This window comes from Gordonia sp. GN26, assembly GCF_054823965.1.
The window spans coordinates 33,320-51,060 of record NZ_JSYC01000054.1 but is presented as its reverse complement, the minus strand read 5'-3'; the positions used below and the strand labels follow the sequence as shown (position 1 = coordinate 51,060).

General features: G+C 68.8%; 13 protein-coding genes. 9 read left to right on the top strand and 4 right to left on the bottom strand.

Annotated elements, in window-relative coordinates; genetic code table 11:
* The first annotated feature begins 19 nt into the window (after positions 1-19).
* The gene (locus tag OK17_RS13290; protein WP_461417714.1) at positions 20-715 is read left to right on the top strand and encodes a response regulator; all 696 of its coding nucleotides are present in this window, start codon (positions 20-22) and stop codon (positions 713-715) included.
* Positions 716-754: 39 nt separating this feature from the next.
* Here OK17_RS13290 and OK17_RS13285 read toward each other — a convergent pair whose 3' ends face one another.
* The 4 genes from OK17_RS13285 to trmB all read right to left on the bottom strand — a co-directional run bounded on the left by OK17_RS13285 (position 755) and on the right by trmB (position 7,256).
* Positions 755-2,101, bottom strand: a complete 1,347-nt coding sequence (locus tag OK17_RS13285; protein WP_461417713.1) for an MFS transporter — start codon at positions 2,099-2,101, stop codon at positions 755-757.
* Between the two features lie 187 nt (positions 2,102-2,288).
* Positions 2,289-5,555, bottom strand: coding sequence for an MMPL family transporter (locus OK17_RS13280; RefSeq protein ID WP_461417712.1), 3,267 nt, complete (start codon positions 5,553-5,555; stop codon positions 2,289-2,291).
* Positions 5,556-5,784: 229 nt separating this feature from the next.
* Positions 5,785-6,471 (bottom strand): NYN domain-containing protein, encoded by a 687-nt coding sequence (locus tag OK17_RS13275; RefSeq protein WP_006868798.1) that lies wholly within the window; start codon positions 6,469-6,471, stop codon positions 5,785-5,787.
* Entirely contained in the window at positions 6,468-7,256 is a 789-nt protein-coding gene (gene trmB, locus OK17_RS13270) for a tRNA (guanosine(46)-N7)-methyltransferase TrmB (protein WP_006868799.1), read from the bottom strand. Before trmB ends, OK17_RS13275 begins: the two co-directional genes overlap by 4 nt.
* 192 nt (positions 7,257-7,448) lie before the next feature.
* Between trmB and OK17_RS13265 the strand changes: the two genes are divergently transcribed.
* The 8 genes from OK17_RS13265 (at position 7,449) to OK17_RS13230 (ending at position 17,741) form a co-directional block, all read left to right on the top strand.
* Entirely contained in the window at positions 7,449-8,336 is an 888-nt protein-coding gene (locus OK17_RS13265; RefSeq protein ID WP_461417711.1) for a P-loop NTPase family protein, read from the top strand.
* Complete coding sequence (locus OK17_RS13260; protein WP_461417710.1) at positions 8,333-9,811, top strand: hypothetical protein; 1,479 nt, start codon at positions 8,333-8,335, stop codon at positions 9,809-9,811. Before OK17_RS13265 ends, OK17_RS13260 begins: the two co-directional genes overlap by 4 nt.
* Complete coding sequence (locus OK17_RS13255; RefSeq protein WP_461417709.1) at positions 9,808-10,254, top strand: DUF6802 family protein; 447 nt, start codon at positions 9,808-9,810, stop codon at positions 10,252-10,254. Before OK17_RS13260 ends, OK17_RS13255 begins: the two co-directional genes overlap by 4 nt.
* Positions 10,255-10,438: 184 nt before the next feature.
* Positions 10,439-12,265 (top strand): phosphoenolpyruvate carboxykinase (GTP), encoded by a 1,827-nt coding sequence (locus OK17_RS13250; protein WP_232717064.1) that lies wholly within the window; start codon positions 10,439-10,441, stop codon positions 12,263-12,265.
* Between the two features lie 59 nt (positions 12,266-12,324).
* Positions 12,325-13,332 carry an esterase-like activity of phytase family protein gene (locus OK17_RS13245; RefSeq protein ID WP_232717065.1) on the top strand — a complete coding sequence of 336 codons (1,008 nt, stop codon included), beginning with the start codon at positions 12,325-12,327 and terminating at the stop codon, positions 13,330-13,332.
* A 120-nt stretch (positions 13,333-13,452) separates the two neighbouring features.
* The gene (locus OK17_RS13240; RefSeq protein ID WP_232717066.1) at positions 13,453-14,280 is read left to right on the top strand and encodes an ABC transporter ATP-binding protein; all 828 of its coding nucleotides are present in this window, start codon (positions 13,453-13,455) and stop codon (positions 14,278-14,280) included.
* Positions 14,281-14,301: 21 nt separating this feature from the next.
* A complete protein-coding gene (locus OK17_RS13235) occupies positions 14,302-16,848 on the top strand; it encodes an ABC transporter permease (protein ID WP_461417727.1) in 2,547 nt (848 codons plus the stop codon).
* Between the two features lie 95 nt (positions 16,849-16,943).
* Positions 16,944-17,741: a hypothetical protein gene (locus OK17_RS13230; RefSeq protein ID WP_461417708.1), complete on the top strand. Its 798-nt coding sequence runs from the start codon at positions 16,944-16,946 to the stop codon at positions 17,739-17,741.

Here is a 17,741-nt window from a genome sequence, read left to right as displayed (position 1 = left end):
GGGACTGATGGGAGAACAGATGGGCACGGTCGAACCTGAGGGTGGACGCACAGTGGACGGTGAAGCCGCAGGTCTGCGGATCATGGTCGTCGACGATCACCCGATCTGGCGTGACGCGGTCGCCCGCGACCTCGCCGACGAGGGATTCGACGTCGTCGCCACCGCCGACGGGGTGGCCAGCGCGGGCCGACGTGCCGCCGCGGTCACGCCGGACGTCGTGCTGATGGACATGCAGCTCCCCGACGGCTCCGGCGCCGACGCAACCGTGGCCGTGCTTGAGGTCTCGCCGCGAACCCGCATCCTCGTGCTGTCGGCCTCCGGGGAGCGCGACGACGTCCTCGAGGCCGTGAAAGCCGGCGCGAGTGGATACCTCGTGAAGTCGTCGTCCCGCGAGGAGCTGGTGTCCGCGGTCCGTGCAACAGCCGATGGACAGGCGGTCTTCACGCCCGGCCTCGCGGGACTCGTACTCGGGGAGTACCGCCGGATGTCGCAGCAGCCGGACGCCTCGCCGACGACACCTGTTCTGACCGAGCGGGAGACCGAGGTGCTGCGGCTCGTGGCGAAAGGTCTGAGCGCCAAGCAGATTGCGCGTCGGCTGTCCCTCAGTCATCGCACGGTCGAGAACCACGTCCAGGCCACGCTCCGGAAGCTGCAGTTGGGCAACCGGGTGGAACTGACGCGCTACGTCATCGAACACGGCCTGGAAGAGGACTGAGTCCTCCACCAGGCCGTGTACGGAACTCTGTGCCGGAATCTATTCGGCAGTGGCGAGCGCCGCCGCCGTGATCGGCGTGGACGGTTCCGTCTTCGGTGCGACGACCAGCAGCGTCGCCGCCGCACCGGCCAGCGCGATGCCGGCGAACAGGTAGAACGCCGTGCCCGAGGAGATCCCGGCGCCGATCAGCAGACCGCCGATGACCGGACCGACGATCCCACCCAGTCGGCCGAATCCGGCACACCAGGCGACGCCCGCGCCGCGCGCCTCGGTCGGGTAGAAGTTCGACACGAAACCGTAGATCAGCACCTGGGTTCCGATGGTGCCCGTGCCGGCGACCGCGACCGCGGCCAGCAGGATCGGCAGCGGCAGACCGAAGGTCAGGCACACGAGCGCGAAGGTCGCCAGACAGAACGACGTCGCGACCACCTGCTGCGGGCCGCGGCGATCGGCGAGCCGAGCGGCGATCAGGCCGCCGACGATCGCGCCGCCGTTGAGGACCAGCAGGAACGACAGCGATCCCTTCGCGTCGAATCCGTTGGCCTTCATGATCTGCGGAAGCCAGGTGTTGAGGCCGTAGGTCAGCAGCAGGCCGACGAAACTCATCATGCCCAGAAGCAGTGTGGGGACGGCGAACCGGCGCGTGGCGAGGGCGGCGAAGCCGAGCTTTCCGGGCACGGGATCCGGCGCGACGCCGAGGTGGCGTGCGCGCAGGTCCACCGGGATACCGGTCCGCGTGCTGATCTCACGGGCCTCTTCGTACCGTTCGCGTGCCGCGAGCCACTGCGGGGACTCGGGCATCTTCAGCACGGCCAGCGGGAGCAGCGTGACGAGGGGCAGCGCACCGATCCAGAACAGGCCGCGCCATCCGATGTGGTCGGCGAGCAGCATCGCCAGCACCGAGGCGAGGACACCGCCCGCCGGCACCCCGCTGTAGACGATGGCGTTGAACAGATTCCGCTTGGAGGTCGGCGCGAACTCCGCGACCATCGCACCGGCTGTCGCGACCAGGCCGCCGATACCGATTCCGGTGAGACAGCGCAGGATTCCGAACGAGACGAGGTCGGTCGCGAGCGCGGTGGCCGCCATGCCGATCGAGAACCAGACGATGTTGAACAACATCATCCGGCGCCGGCCGACCCGGTCGCCGAACGCCCCGGCCACCAGGGCTCCGATCATCACGCCGATGAGGGCGTAGGAACCGAGAGCACCGGCGGTCGCCGGGGTCAGCGCGCCCAGTTGACCCGGGTCGTCGAGCAGCGTGGGCAGGACCGTGCCGTAGACCACGAGGTCGTAGCCGTCGAAGACGATCGCCACGGCGGCGAGGGTGACGATCCAGAGCACGCTGCGGCGGTGTTCCGGAGACGTCCAGGCGGATGAGTTCATGTGGGCTGTACCTCCAGCGGTTGTGGGCTGGAAGTCATCCTGCGCTGGCTGTGTGACCGGTCACATCAGGGCAATGCCCAGTCCTGGCCAAGCCCCGATTGATGAACATCGACGCGGGATCCATAACGAGAACGGCCGGCGGAGGGCGAACCCCCCCACCGGCCGTCGAGTGCACTCGTCCGCGTGACTACTTCTCCGAGCGACTGCGCTTCAGCAGCTCCTGCACGCTGATCTGGGCGTCGTCACCGCTCTCCTCCGAGCGGGCGTGCCGGTCGGACCGTGGGCGGCGACGACCCGAGTCGGCGTCCGCGGACGGGCCGACGGGGCCGGTTCCCGGACGGGGCGTGGCCGCCGGGGTGGCGTCCGGACTCAGTCCCCGCTCCATCGGAGACGGCCCCGAGGTCCGGCGACCCCGGGTCGTCGGTGTCGAGTTCTCCGGCGACACGGAGGCAGCCAGCGGTCGGCGACCCGCGTCGTCGAGGCTCGGGCGTCGACCCAGCGGGGACCGTGAACCCGCCTCACGCGCAGGTGCGTCGGCCGGCGCAGGCGTACGGACCGGCGGCGCAGGCGGGGGAGTGGTGCTCGGCGAGCGGTCGCCGCGAGGGGCGGGATCGCCGAGTCGGATGCCGCCCTCGCCGAGGGTCCACCCACCGGTGTCCGGGCGATCGCTCTTGGGCAGCGTCGACCGTCGGTACGGCGCCGTCGGTCGACGCTCGGGGCGGGGTGCCTCGGCCTGGGCGCCGGACGGCTGTGCGGTGGGCGGTGCCGACGGACCGACACGGCCGGGAACCGCACGACCGGGGACATCACCGGGCACGGGTGCAGGCGGGATCGGACCAGGGCCGCCGTTGCGGACTGGCGGACCGGGCTGCCGTGTCTTCGCCAGCGGCGCGTTGGTCATCGGTGCATTCGGCTGGGGTGCACCGGCTTGGGGTGCATTGCCCTGGGGCTGGGGCGATCCGGGTGCGGGACGCGGAGGGACGGGCCGGCGACCATCCGGTCCCGGGGCCCCGCGGCGAGCGGGTGCGGCTCCGGCGGGCGCGGTGCGCGGCCGGGCTGCGGCCATCACCGAGGTCGGGGCCTCCGCGACGAGCGTGCCCGCACTCATCTTGCGTGCCGCGCGGGAGTCGCGCTGCTCGTCGGGCTCGTCCTCGAGGACGGCCTCGCCGAGACCGATCTTGCGCTGCACGGTCTGCATCCAGCGAGGGGCCCACCAGCAGTCGTCGCCGAGCAGCTTCATCACCGATGGCACGAGCAGCATGCGGATCACGGTGGCGTCGAGGATGAGCGCCGCGATCATGCCGTACGCGATGTACTTCATCATCACGATGTCGGACAGGCTGAAGGCACCTGTCACCACCACCAGGATGGCCGCCGCCGCGGTGATGATCCCGCCGGTGTGGGCGATGCCGCTCCGGATCGACTCGGTGGTGCTGGCTCCCCGTTGTCTGGCCTCGACCATTCTGGAGAGCAGGAACACCTCGTAGTCGGTGGAGAGACCGAAGATGATCGCGATGATCAGGACCAGGATCGCCGCGAACAGCGGACCCGGGGTGAAGTTCGCGAGTCCCGCGCCGTGGCCGTCGACGAAGATCCAGGTGAGGATGCCCAGTGTCGCGCCGAGACCGAGGGCGGTCATCAACGCCGCCTTGATCGGCAGGACCAGCGATCCGAACTGCAGGAACATCAACAGGCCGGTGATGAGGACCAGCATGATCGCCATCAGGGGCAGCCGGTTCATCAGCGCGTCGATCGAATCCTGGGTGAGCGCAGGGGTACCCGTCACGTACATGGTGAGGCCCTGGGTGTCGATCGCCCGGAGCTGGTCGATCGCCTTGGCCGCCTGGGTGCGGTCGACCAGACCGGCCGAGACCTGGTAGACGCCGACGTTCGGGTACCGCTCGGCGTCATAGGAACCGAAGCCGGCCTTGTCCGGATCACTGAACTTGTTGGTGAAACCCGGGACCTGGTCGGCCTGGCGTGCGATGGCGTCGAGCTTGTTCTGGTCTTCCTGGTTCGTCTCGTCGTAGACGATGACGAGCTTGACCGCCTCGGTGCGCTCGCTGGGGAAGTACTCGTCGAACTTCTCCTGCGCGACACGTGCGGAGTTGTCCGGCGGCAGGAACTTCTCGCTGATGCCGCCGAACTGGATGCTGCCGAACGGCACCGTCAGGGCGAGCAGGAGGAGCACGGTCGGGATCGCCGTCTTCAGCGGGTTCTTCATCACCCATGTGGCGAGGCGTCCCCAGAAGCCGTTCTCGACTTCCTGGCTGGTCTTCATCCGGCCGGAGAACCGGTTCTCCAGCGCGGTGGCGCGTTCCTCGGTCGAGAAACGTCGGACCAGCGGGATCGCCGTGTATTTGAGGATCGAGCTGATCGACAACATGTTGACCCGCGGGCCGAGGATGCCCAGGATCGCCGGCAACACGGTGATCGACAGGATCGCGGCGAGGGAGACCGATGCGATCGCGCCGTAGGCCACCGACTTGAGGAATCCCTGCGGCATGATCAGCAGGCAGGCGAGGGCGGCGACGATGATCGTCGCCGAGAAGACCACCGTCTGACCTGCGGTCATCACGGTTCTTCGGACAGCTGCCTTCGTGGAGTAACCCTCGCCGAGTTCCTCTCGGAACCGCGAGACGATGAACAGGCCGTAGTCGATGGCGATACCCAGACCGATGAGCGTGACCACCGACTGCGCGAAGATGTTGAGTTCGGTGGTCAGCGCGAGCATCTTCATGATGCCCAGCGAGCCCGCGATGGTCAGGCCGCCGATCAGGACCGGCAGACACGCTGCGATGACGCCGCCGAACACGAAGAACAGCATGAGCGCGACAACCGGTAGCGCGATCACCTCGGCGCGCTTGATGTCCTTGTCCATGCCGTCGGCCATCGACCCGGCGACGGGTTGCAGCCCGGCGAGCTCGAAGGTGGCGCCGGGTATGTCGAAGCGTTCGGCGATGTCGTCGAAGAACGGTTCGATCGTGTTGTAGTTCTCCAGTACCGACGTGTCGTCGTTGCCGGCGACGCCGATGCTGATGAAGGCCTGGCGTTTGTCGGGGGTGAAGAGTCTTTCCTGGACCGCGCTCTGGGCGGGCTGGACGAGGAACGGGTCGTAGAGGCCGGGGTCGCTGCGCCCGACGATGTCGGGGTGGGTCGCGATGAGGTCTTCGACGAAGGTCTCGACCTTCTTGCCGAAGGCCGGATCGTCGACCGTCGTGCCCTCCGGCGGCGTGACCAGAAGGATGACATCAGACGTGTGATCGCGGCCCAGAGCCTTGTCGGCGTACCGGGCACCGAGATCGGATTCCGACGTGGGGTCGAACCAACCGCTCTGACTCAGATGCTTGCTGAGGTCGAGACCGTATAGTCCGAGTCCCGCCATCAGGGCGATCATCACCGCGATGACGAGGAAGCGCATTCGATACACGAATGTGCCGATTACTCGGAACACGCTGATGTCCTTTCTTGTGCGACGTGTCGGGCGCCGGCCGCGATCGGGGGTGTCGGGCCGTCGGTGCGCTCGGACGGGGCGCCGTCCCGGGGGTGAACGGTGCCGGTCGCGATTCTGTCAGTTCTCCGTGAGATCTTGACAGTGTTGCCTGAGTGATCCCTGAGGTATCGGGGTCGGTGACGCCCTCAGAGAGCACCTCGGCGTCCTGCGACGAGGCACCGCGCGCCGGTCAGCGCAGTAGCGCGCTGAGCGGCCGGAACGGTGTGAGCCAGGCGCCTTCGTCCGGGAGCGAGTCCAGCCCGATGCGGGGCAGGGGCTCCCGGAACACGCCCGGGATGTCCTCGAGGTCGATGAACTCCAGTTCCTCGGTGGTGAGGGCCCAACTGGCGTGTTCGCGGAATCCGATGACGGTGACGGGCACCCCGTCGGCGGCCACTTCGAGGAGCGGCTCGCGGAATGCCTGGCCATCGGCGGACGCCACGATCACGCCGGCTAGTCCAACAGTGTGCCTGCGAAGTTCGATGTGGTCGAGCATGTCGGAGTCCACATCGCTGTCCTCGGACAGCTTCGGCTTGGCGAAAACCGCAAAACCGACGTTTCGCAGGGCATCCACCCAGGGGCGCACAACATCGGCACTACCTGGGGCGATGTTGGTGAAGACGGTCGCCTCGGGTTCGACGACGCCGCCGTTCTCCGTGAGAGCTGACACATCTGCCGTGCGCTGCAACAGCCACCGGCCCAACGCGTCGAATCGGGGGCGGTGTGCGGCGGTCGGACGGCCGCCGAGCAGGGCGCCGAGACCCATGTCCATGTTCGGTGCGTCCCAGACCAGCAGCATCCGACGTGTGCCGGTCTGGCCCGAGATGGTGTCCGCGAATCCGGTGGTCGTTCCGGCCGGGGTGGTCTGGTCGGTCATGCCGGGCTCCCGTCAGGGGTGTCGCCGGACGCGGAAGCCGGCGGGATGGGCCGCGTGTACACGAACTCGCTGACGAACCGGCCTTCTCGTTCCGCCCGACCCTCGAACTTCGTCGTCGGCCGTTCCAGCAGGATCGGGGACTCGCGGGTGAGCTGCACGACGTGGGGCCGGTCGGCGTCCTGGGTGGCGAGCTTCTCGGCGATCCACTCGGCGTAGTTCGCGTGGTCGGTGGCGATGTGGAGCACGCCGCCGGGGACCAGACGGTCGGCGATCAGCTCCAGTGTGCCCGTCTGCACGAACCGGCGCTTGTGGTGACGCGACTTGGGCCAGGGGTCCGGGAAGAAGAGTCGGACGCCGGTGAGGCTCGACGACGGGATCAGTTCCCGCAGGACGATCGACGCGTCACCGCGGATCAGGCGCACGTTGGTCAGCCCGTTCCGGTCGATGAGACCGAGCAGCTGGGCCAGGCCCGGCTTGTAGACCTCGACCGCCACCACGTCGACGTCGGGTTCGGCCTCGGCCATCGCCGCGGTCGAGATGCCGGTGCCGCTGCCGATCTCGAGGACCTTCGGGTTGTCCCGGCCGAACATGGCGTTCAGGTCGAGCTGGGGCTCGGGAATGCGTTCCGGGCCGATCTCGAGGTCGCGGCCGAGGACGGGCCAGAGGGTTTCCCAGTTGCGTTGCTGTCCGGTCGTCAAGGTCCCCCGGCGGAATCGGAAGCTCGTCACGCGGGGGTACAGCCGTGACCTGTCAGCGCTGTTGTTCACCCGTCCATCGTTGCGCATCGTGGCGTTTCCGCGAAGTCGCGGGTGATCGTGTCCGTCAAGTGGTCGGGGATTCGTGCGGACAAGACGGGCCCCGGTGGGGATGTGGAGGCGGGGATGTGGAGGTCCGGAAGCCCACCGGGGCGAATCCGGATTAGTCTCGGGCCAGCCGCGGAACACGCGGGGTGTTCGGTGGGGAAGGGTTGTCGAGACGTGGGGGCGAACGTGCGTACACCGACGAACCCGCCACCCGGGTGGCGGCCGACCGGGGAGCTCCTTTCGGCGGCCGCTGAGCAGGGCGGACTCGCCGACCTCGTAGAACCGTCGTCGCCTTTGGTCCCGGTCCTCGCCGCGGCCGGACACCGCTTCCTGCGACCTCTACACGTGCAGGTGGTCGGCCGGCCGGGCGCCGGGCGCGACACGATGGCGCGCGCTCTGCGTGAGCGACTCGCACTGACCGTGACCGGCCCGGGTGAGGATCCGCGCGCTGCCGCCGACGCCGACCTCTGGCTTCACGTGCTGGCCGGGCCGCCGCGTCGCGCCGACCACGAACTGCTGAGCTCGCTGCCCGGCGACCGGGTCGTCGTCGTCCTCGGCAAGGCCGACACCCACCCGGATTGGGAGGCCGCGGTCGATGTGGCCCGGCGGTCCTCGACGCACCTGGGCCTGCCGGTCCACGTCGTCTCCCAGCTCCTCGGCTGTGCCGATCTCGACGCCGCGGAGTTCGCCGCCCTCACCCGCCTGGCCGCCGAACGGGCCGAGATGCCGTCGATGGCCGGCCGGTTCCTCGTCGGGGCGCCGGGGTCGGCGGAACGACTCCTTCGGCAGGGTCTGCTGCGCCGGATCGACGCCTATGGCATCAGTACCGCCCTGCGGCTGATCGCGGAGGACTCCGACGAGGCGGCCGACGCGGACGCGCTCAACCGCGCCCTCCACGCCCGCAGCGGGGTTCCCCAGCTCAGCGCGGCGTTCGGCGACCGCGTGGGCCGGGTCCGCTTCTGGCGCGAGGTCGAGGTCCGCGCCGAGCTGGAACGTGCGGCAGCCAAAGGCTGCGACCGGGAGAACGCCGAACGTCTGCTCGCGGCCGGAGGAGTCGGATGAGTGCGCGGGTGCTCGACGCGGCGCGAGAACTGACCGGGTTCGACGCCGCGACCGTCGACACCGGTTCCGGAGTCCTGGTCGTCGGGACCGAGGGTGTCGGCGTGCGCACCCTCGTCGACGCCGTGCGTGACCTGGCCCCCGAACTCGACACCCACATCCGGGAAGTCGAGACCGGAACCCGTCCCGGCGTCGCGCTGGTCGTCGTCGACCCCTCGTCGTCGGTCGGTGACGAGGAACTGCAGCTGATCGAGCGGGTGCGTGCAGCGGTCGGGACCGTCGCGCTGGTGTGCAGCAAGATCGATGCGTTCTGGGAATGGCCCCGGATCGTTCGTGACCATCGCAAGACCCTCGATCCGTTCGGGACGATGCCGTTGTTCGGGGTGTCGGCGGCCGCGGCGCTCGGCGGTGCCGTCGAGGAGTCCGGGGTCGACGCGTTGGTCGACTGGATACGGGAGGCGCTCGAGGCCCCCACCCCGGTGCGCGTCGAGCGTGCCCGTCTCGCTGCCGGCGCCGGGGCCGTCGAACATCTGCTGATCGACACCGATACCGGTACCGAGGCTTCCGGGTCGCAGGACGAGTTGATGAATGCGCGGCGTCGGCTGCTGTCGTCGCGGGACCGCGGCCGGGCGGATCGGCTCGCAGCCGTGCGTGCCGGCCTGACCCGAGCCCGGGCGCAGTCCTCGGCCGAACTCGCGTCGCGTGTCCGTGGACTCGCGGCACTGGCGGCGGGCGATGCACCGGACAACGGCGCTGGGCACCGGTCGTGGCTGAGTCACCGCTGGGACGACCTCGCCGACGGCATCCGTCGGGACGCCGACGAGCGCATCGACGAGGTCGCGGCCACTGCGCTGGTCGGACTCGACCCCGAGCCGTCCCCGCCGGAGCCATGGGCGCAAACCCCGCTTCCCGCCGACGGCCCTGGTGGTCGGCGGCGCCGCGGTGGTGCGGAGGATGCACTGCTCGTCGTCATCGGCGCCTCGACCGGCCTGGGCATCGGGCGTCTCGTCGTCGCACCGATGGCGTCGGTGCAGACCCTGCAGTGGATCAGCATGCCGGTGACCCTGCTGCTGGGGATCGGCGTCGCGATCTGGGTGATCCGGGTCCGGCGGGGTGCGCTGGAACGCGCCGATCGCACGGCCCGCAGCACCGAGCGGCTCAGCGTCGCGCGCTCCGCACTCGACCATCAGCTCGGCTTGCGGTTCGCCGCGGCCGAGACCCGGATCGCGGGGCAGATCGCCCGGGCCCACGAACGCCGTGCTCGACGGACGAGCGAACAGGTCGGGCAGATCGACGCCGAGATCCGGCGGCTGCGCGGGGGCGCGGCGAACCAGGACGAGCGTCTTCGCCGGGACCGCGCGGAAGCCGTGCACCGCTCGCTCCTCGCCCGGTCCGAGAAATTGTGGGCGAATGGCGACGACGAGAACGACGCGAGCACGAACGAACAGGCCGGCACCGACGACGACGGGACAGGGTGAACTCAATGGATTCGATCTTCGACGGTGACCACGCGGGGGACGATCCGTTCGGCGCCGGCCGGCCCGACGCAGGGGCTCTGTCGGGCGGACCGTTCGGGACCGCGGATCTGTCCGGCGCCGGACCCGGATACGACCCGCACGTCGATTCGGTCGCCGCAGTCCACGCGGAATCGGCCGACGACGACCTGGACGACCACCTGTGGATGCACGAGGACGGCCGTATCTGGGATCTCGGTCCGGCCGAGGTGGACACCGACAATGACGGGGTGAACGACTCGCTCACCCGGAACGGTCCGGACGGGTTCACCGTGTACACCGACAGCGACCGGGACGGCCAGGTCGACAAGATCACCGAGATCGGCGCCGATGGCGGCTTCAGCTCGGCCGTACTCGACCCGGAGACCGGCGAATGGATCCCCGGCGGCTCGGGGCGTATCGGCTGAGCAGGCAGAGGATCGGCCGACGGCCGTCTTCCAGGGACTTTGGTCCCATATCGCCTGGGTGTGGGATAAGCCGCAGTCGCCGACCCCCACACCTAGCGTCCGCTCGGTGCACGTATCCTGGACACCTAGACGACTGACCGGTGACCATTCCAGCAGGTCACACGCTCGCCAGGAGGCCCCAACGATGACCGCAGCCACCATCCCCGGACTGGACCCGAGCAGCGCGCCGACCAACCACCAGGGTCTGTTGGCCTGGGTTGCCGAGGTCGCGGAACTGACGCAGCCCGATCGGGTCGTGTGGTCCGACGGCAGCGACGAGGAGTGGGAACGCCTCACCGACGATCTGGTGAAGGCCGGCACCCTCGTGAAGCTCAACGAGGAGAAGAAGCCGAACTCCTTCCTCGCCAGCTCCGACCCCGCCGATGTCGCCCGCGTCGAGTCGCGGACCTACATCTGCTCGGAGAAGGAAGAAGACGCCGGCCCCACCAACAACTGGGTCGAGCCCGCCGAGATGCGCGCCACCATGACCGAGCTGTACCGCGGCTCGATGCGTGGCCGCACGATGTTCGTCATCCCGTTCTGCATGGGCCCGCTCGACTCCGACGACCCCAAGCTGGGTGTCGAGATCACCGACTCCGAGTACGTCGTCTTGTCCATGAAGATCATGACCCGCGTCGGCCCGCGCGTCCTCGAGATCCTCGGCGACGACGGCTTCTTCGTGAAGGCACTGCACTCGGTGGGTGCGCCGCTGGAGCCGGGCCAGGCCGACGTGCCGTGGCCGTGCAACACCGAGAAGTACATCACCCACTTCCCCGAGACCCGCGAGATCTGGTCCTTCGGTTCGGGTTACGGCGGCAACGCCCTGCTCGGCAAGAAGTGCTACGCCCTGCGCATCGCCTCGGTCATCGCCCGCGACGAGGGCTGGATGGCCGAGCACATGCTCATCCTGAAGCTCACCAGCCCGGCGAACAAGGTCTACTACGTCGCCGCGGCGTTCCCGAGTGCTTGTGGCAAGACGAATCTCGCGATGCTGCAGCCCACCATCCCGGGCTGGAAGGCCGAGACCGTCGGCGACGACATCGCGTGGATGCGCTTCGGCGAGGACGGCCGCCTGTACGCGATCAATCCGGAGTTCGGTTTCTTCGGTGTCGCACCCGGCACCAGCTACGACTCGAACCCGAACGCGATGAAGACCATCGAGGCCGGAAACACCTTGTACACCAACGTCGCTCGCACCGACGACGGTGACATCTGGTGGGAGGGTATCGACGGCGAGGCTCCCGCTCACCTCACCGACTGGCTCGGCAACGACTGGACTCCCGAGTCCGGAAGCAATGCGGCGCACCCGAACTCGCGTTACTGCACCCCGATCGCGCAGTGCCCGTCGCTCGCCGACGAGTGGGATGACCCGAAGGGTGTGCCGATCTCGGCCATCCTGTTCGGCGGCCGTCGCAAGACCACCGTCCCGCTGGTGACCGAGGCCCGCGACTGGCAGACCGGCGTCTTCATGGGTGCCACCGTCGGCTCGGAGCAGACCGCCGCGGCCGAGGGCAAGGTCGGCACCGTGCGTCGCGACCCGATGGCGATGCTGCCGTTCATGGGCTACCACGTCGGTGACTACCTGCAGCACTGGGTGAACATCGGCAAGAACGCCGACGAGTCCAAGCTGCCGAAGGTGTTCTACGTCAACTGGTTCCGTCGCGGCGACGACAAGCGCTTCCTGTGGCCCGGATTCGGCGAGAACAGCCGCGTACTGAAGTGGATCATCGGCCGCATCGAGGGCGAGGCCGAGGGCGTCGAGACGCCGATCGGCATCGTCGCCAAGCCGGAGGACATCGACGTGTCCGGTCTCGACGTGCCCGCCGAGGATGTCGCCGAGGCGCTGGCGTTCAAGGCCGACGAGTGGCGCGAGGAGATCCCGTCGATCGAGGAGCTCTTCGAGTTCATCGGCCCGAAGCTGCCGACCTCCCTGCGCGACGAGCTCGAAGGCCTCAAGCAGCGTCTGGCCTGATCGGTCGGTCCGGTAGTTCGGCCTGAGGCTGATGTGACGGTTGAGGTATCGTGCCCCTCATGAAGCTACGTTTGTGGGGGGCCACGATCGCCGGTGCCTGTGTACTCGGGTTGTCCTCTCCGCTCGCAGTTCAACCAGCCACGGCCGCACCGGCTTCCGGTGCCGGCGTCAGCGCGTATTACACGGACACGACGACGCTCGGCGACTTCGTCCCGACGTTCAACCGGATCACCGGCCTGGACCGGACCGGTAACGGTCAGTACGCGCTGATCGCCGAGGACGTGCTCCCCGCACGGTTCTTCACCGCCCGGATCGGATACTCCTCGGAGACCGCATCATTCGTCGGGCGGCCGTCACTCAACGGCGGCGGCACGGTCCTAGGGCCGTGGTTCGTGCCGCTGCTGCCGGGCGGCGCGCAGTTCGAGGGCATCCGCAAGACCAACGGCGGCTACACCGTCGTCAGCGGCGGCAACAACCAGTTCGTCCGCCAGATCGGCCCGCTGGGCCAGTTCACCCGCGACCTCCCGCTGCCGGCGGCATGGCGTCCCTCGTCCAAGTCGGGCGTCGCCGGGCAGCGCGGCCTCACCGGCCTCGCGGTCGGTCCGCAGGGCCAGGTCTCGGTGCTCACCGCGGGCGGACTCAAGCAGGACGGCCGCACCTCGGCGCGTCTGCTCACCTTCGGCAAACCCAACCGCGAGTTCGTCTACCGCACCGATGCCAACAAGGTCGCGGCCGACGTGCTGGCCATCAACTCCACCGACTTCCTCGTCCTCGAGCGCGGTGCGGGCAAGCTGACCAACATCTTCTGGACCACCACCCGCGGCGCGACGTCGGTGGCCGGCACAAAGAAGCTGTCCGGCAAGGAGAAGGCGATGCCGAAGCGTCGGATCTTCTCCACGACCGGCACGCCGCGCCTCGTCACCGGCGACATGTCGGGCCTCGCCTGGGGTAACTGGCATCCCGACACCCCGTTCGCGAAGGCGCGCAGCCGGACCCTGCTCGTCGTCTCCCAGAACGCCGGGGCGCCCACCCGCGTCCACTCGTTCGAGGTCCAGCTGCCGAAGTAGCCCTCAGCGGCTCGGGGCTGCTCGCCCAGCGGATGGGAAGATGTGACAATTCCCGCCTCAGGGTGGTGTCAGGGAGTTACCTGATAGCGATTCGGCGTCGGATTTGGCACCGTTGAGGGCATGACGACGACTGATGCGGCCGCCCGCGATGCCGGAGCGCCGAAACACGGAGTGGCTGCGGGTGCGGAGAACCTGTCCAAGCGGTACGGCACGGGTGACACCGCCGTCGAGGCCCTGAAGGGCGTTTCGATCCAGTTCCGCGAGGGCGAGTTCACCGCCATCATGGGTCCGTCGGGGTCGGGTAAGTCGACGCTGATGCACTGCCTCGCCGGCCTGGATGTCGCGAGCGATGGTCGTGTCCACATCGGCGACACCGATCTCACCGCGTTGTCCGACAAGGCGATGACGATGCTCCGCCGCGACCGCATCGGGTTCGTCTTCCAGGCGTTCAACCTGGTGCCGACGCTCACCGCGAAGGAGAACATCACCCTCCCGGTCGACATCGCCGGCCGCACCGTCGACACCGAGTGGTTCGACGCCGTCACCGAACGGCTCGGCATCACCGATCGCCTCGGGCACCTGCCCAGCGAGCTCTCCGGCGGTCAGCAGCAGCGTGTGGCGTGTGCCCGCGCACTGATCGGCAAGCCGGCCATCATCTTCGGCGACGAGCCCACCGGGAACCTGGACTCGCGTTCCTCCGGTGAGGTCCTCTCGATCCTGCGTGCCGCCACCGACGAGTTCGGCCAGACCGTCGTCATCGTGACCCACGATCCGCGCGCGGCGTCGTACGCCGACCGTGTGGTGTTCCTCGCCGACGGCCAGATCGTGCAGGAACTCGCCCGTCCGAGCGCCGACGACGTCTTCGAGGTGATGAAGAACCTCGACGGGGTCCATCACACCGACGCCCCCGCCGAGTCGGCTCCGGCCGAGACCTCCAAAGCGCTCTGAGCCGTGGCGTCATCATCGGTGATGCGCCGGGTTTCCCTTCGAAACCTGCGGGCGCACAAGCTACGTCTGTTCCTGACCCTCTTCTCGATCGTCCTCGGCACGTCCTTCGTCGTCGGTTCGATCGTGTTCACCAGCACCATTTCGAAGGCCTTCACCGACATCTTCGACAGTGCCGCGCAGGGCGTGGCCGTCGAGGTGACACCGGCTGACCGGCAGTCGCCCGGGGTTCCCCTGTCGGTCGTCGACCAGTTGCGCGATCAGCGTGGCGAACTCGGCATCGACAAGCTCGTCGTCAACAACAACGGGTTGATCACCGTCGCCGACGCGGACGGCAAGGCCATCCAGACCGGTGGAGCGCCGAGCGTCGGCACCACCTACATCCCGGAGAACGAGGCGCTCGATCCCGACGAGTCCCGGATCCAGCCGGGCGGTCGCGGACCGGCCAACGCGGGTGAGATCGCGCTGAACACCTCGGCCGCCGACGAGGCCGGCCTGAAGGTCGGCTCGAAGACCAAGGTCGTCGTCGGCCAGGGCAGTTCCGAACCGCTCGAGGTCACCGTTGTCGGATTGATCAACCTGCCCTCCTCGACCGGCGGCTACGTCAACGCACAGTTCGACGCGGCCACCGCGGCGCGTCTGTTCACCGACGGTCAGCACGTCGGGCTCGTCGACATGTCGGCCGTCGCCGGGGTGTCCCCGGAGCAGTTGCAGGAGCGGGTGCGTACCTTCCTCGGCGCCGATGCCGATCTGTACAAGGTGCGGACCGGCGATCAGGTGCGGGAGGACCAGAAGGAACAGGTCAACGAGTTCCTGCAGATCTTCCAGTACATCCTGCTGGCCTTTGCCGCGATCGGCCTGGTCGTCGGCACGTTCATCATCTACAACACCTTCTCGATGATCGTCGCGCAGCGTAATCGCGAGTTCGCGCTGCTGCGGGCGGTCGGGGCGAGTCAGCGCCAGGTGTCGCGGTCGGTCCTGTTCGAGGCGCTGGTCGTCGGCGTGCTGGGCGGTGCGTTGGGTCTGGGGATCGGCATCGGCCTCGCTGCTGTGCTCAAGGCCGTCATCAGTGCGACGTCGGGTCTTCCCGAGGGCGAGCTGGCCGTCGGGGTGGGTGCGGTGCTCGCGGGCATCCTGGTCGGCGTCGTCGTGACGATGATCAGCGCCTGGGTACCCGCCGCCCGTGCTGCACGGGTGCCGCCGGTCGAGGCGATGCGCGCGTCGGCGGCCGAGGGGTCGGCGTCGTTGCGCAACCGCACCACCATCGGTGCGGTCATCGGCGTGGCCTCGATCGTGGCGATCGTGGTCGGCGCGATGGGTGAGGGCACCGGACCGGCACTGACGGTCGGAGCGGGCGCGGGCGGCGCGGTGCTGGCCGCGGTGCTGGTCGGGCCGGCTGTCTCACGTCCGTTCGTGGGCGTGCTCGGCCGCGCGATCGGTGCGCCGTTCGGCACGATCGGACGGCTCGCACGCACGAATGCCGTTCGCAATCCCCGTCGTTCGGCGGCGACGGCCTTCGCGCTGACGCTCGGACTCATGCTGGTGGCGATCATCGGCACGCTCGGCCAGTCGTTCAAGGGCACGGTCGACGACGCCGTCGATTCCGGGATCACCGCCGACTACATCCTGGCGGGCACCAACCAGGGACCGTTGCCGCCCACGGTGGGCCCCTCGGTGGAGAAGGTGTCGGGCGTCGGCGAGGTGGTCTCGTTCGGCGTCGTGCAGGCGAAGGTCGACGACCAACCGGTCCAGGGTTTCTCTGCGCTCGGCGGACCGCTGAACGACGTCACGGTCATGGACATGGAGGACGGCGCGTCGTCGACGCTGCCGGCCGACGGGATGCTGATCAGTCACCGCACCGCCATGACGAAGGGGTGGGAGCGCGGGCAGGTCCTGAACTTCACCAGCCCCACCGGTGAGCAGGTCCAGGTTCCGATCGCCGGCATCTACGCTGACAACGAGGCCCTTCAGCCGTGGGTCGTCGGCCCGGCGGTCTACGACCGACTGGTTCCACCGCCGGCCCGGTTCGACATCACGGTCTTCGTGAAGGCCGAGGCCGGCGCCGACCTGGAGACCTTGCGGACCGGGCTCGAGGACGCGACTGCGGAGTTCCTGACCGTCCAGGTCAAGGACCGTGACCAGTTCAAGGGCCAGATCTCCGCGCAGATCGATCAGATGCTCGGCACGCTCTACGCGATGCTCGGCCTGGCCCTGTTGATCGCGGTGCTCGGCATCATCAACACCCTGGCGTTGTCGGTGGTGGAGCGGAAGCGCGAGATCGGCATGCTGCGTGCGATCGGTATGGTCCGAGGCCAGGTGCGTCGTTCGATCTACCTGGAATCGGTGCTGATCTCGATCTTCGGTGCCGTGGTCGGCGTCATCCTCGGAACGCTGATCGGTGTGGCCCTCGTGCGCACGCTCGCGGCGTGGGGACTCGGTGCGCCGGTGATCCCGTGGTCGCTCATCGTGATCACGCTGGTCGCGTCGGCAGTGGTCGGTGTGCTGGCCGCGTTGTGGCCGGCGGTCCGGGCCGCCCGTACCGGGCCCCTCGAGGCGATCGCCGACCTCTGACTCGCCTCTCGTGATCTGTGCTCGCGCAGCCCGGGTTCTGCCCGGGCCGCGCGCTCACAGACCGATATCAGGAACCGGATGACAGAATCGTCCGCATGACGCGACCACCCCAGGGCGATCCGAACGACCCGCGGAACGATCCGCCGGAGACCCGACAGTTCGATCCCGACTTCGACCCCTCGGCGCCGCCGTCGCAGGCCTACACCCAGCCGCACGCCGGTGAGCCGTACCCCGGCCCGTACACCGAGCCCCACCCCGGACCCCAATACGGAGAGTCCCAGTACGGCGAGCCCCAGTACGGTCAGCCCCAGTACGCCGACTCCCAATACACTGGTGGCTCGCCGTATGGGGCATCGCCGTACGACGCACCCCAGGGTGGTGAGCCGCCGCGCGGCGGATCGTCGAAGGGGCGCACCATCGGTCTCGCGCTGGTGGCGCTGGCCGCCCTCGTGATCCTCGGGCTGGTCGTCGCGCTGGTCACGAGGTCCGGCGGAGACGACGGCTCCTCCGCGGCAGCGGCCTCGTCGTCGACGACGACCACCAGCCAGGAGACGACGACCAGTTCGTCCCCGACCACCACGACCACGACCGAGGAGACGACGTCGAGTCCGACCAAGAAGCCGGGGCCGGCGACGGTGGTCTACCAGCTCACCGGCAACGGTGACGTCGTCGCGCTCAGCTTCAGCAAGGGCGGCGGTCCGCCGACCGTCATCGCGGCCACCGGTTCGCCCTGGTCGCAGCGGGTGAACGTGAAGGGCAACAAGGCGACCCTGTCGGCCATCGTCGTGCGCGGCCCGGTCACCTGCAGCATCCTCGTCGACGGGGAACAGCTCGCCACCGCGACCAGCAATGGCGGCACGCTGAACTGCCGTGCCGATCTGTCGACGGAGTAG